Raw genomic sequence first — 842 nt, 5'->3', positions numbered from 1 at the left:
CCACCGACCTCCCCGTAACCACCACCGGCAGCCCAACCGAGCAGACCGACCTCGGAAGCCGGCAAACCAACCGGCGTACTTCCACTCCGAGCCCTGCTCATTCCCGCGGCCCCTCCCGCGCCTGCGCTGCCGGGGGTCAACACGCCGACGAGGTCGTCCGCCCTGACCGCCCACAGACCGTCAGTGATCGTTCCTTTCATGGTCAGCGATCACAACGGAAGCGGAACACGAGCCTCTCCAGGGAGGCCACCGAACCTCCTCATCGGAACAGGACATGCGGGCTACGTGAACAGGGAGGTCGGAGAGAGGCGGCGGGCGATTCTGCTCGTCAGGCCGATCTTCTGCCGGACCAGCAGGTCGACGCCCGCGAAGTGCCGCCAGGCCAGGTCGGCGTCGCCCTGGTCCATGGCCGCCGCGCCGAACGTCGCCAGGTTCGCCAGGTCGGCCAGCGCCGTCAGCGGTTCACGGGCGGGCGTACCCAGGACGGACTCCCCCAGCAGCGCCACCTCCCGCGCCGTCAGCGCACCGGAGCCGACAGGTAGCCCGGCGCCGCGCAATCTGGCCACGGTCTGCCGCCACGCGCCGGTCACCCGTACGGCGGGCGAGGCGGCGCGGCGGCGGCGCGCCCGGCGCAGCGGCGGCACCACGATCACCGCCAGCAGGTACGCCCCCAGCACCCCGGCCAGCACCACACCCCAGACGACGATCGAGTCCACCGGGGAATCCGGGCGGGGCTCGGCGACGGGGGTCGGCGGCTTGGAGGGCGTCGGCGTCGGCCGGGCCACGTCGGTGTCGCCGTTGATGGCCTGCTCGATCTCCCGCGCCTGCTTGGGGGCCCCCTC

The 842-nt window shown here is 72.8% G+C and carries 1 pseudogene; it reads right to left on the bottom strand.

Annotated features, from left to right (window positions below):
- Window positions 1-281 precede the first annotated feature (281 nt).
- Window positions 282-842, bottom strand: a pseudogene (locus ITP53_RS55565) (hypothetical protein); the annotation flags it as partial.

The organism is Nonomuraea cypriaca (assembly GCF_015645445.1).
Lineage (GTDB): Bacteria > Actinomycetota > Actinomycetes > Streptosporangiales > Streptosporangiaceae > Nonomuraea > Nonomuraea cypriaca.
This window is presented reverse-complemented; position numbering and strand designations above follow the sequence as displayed.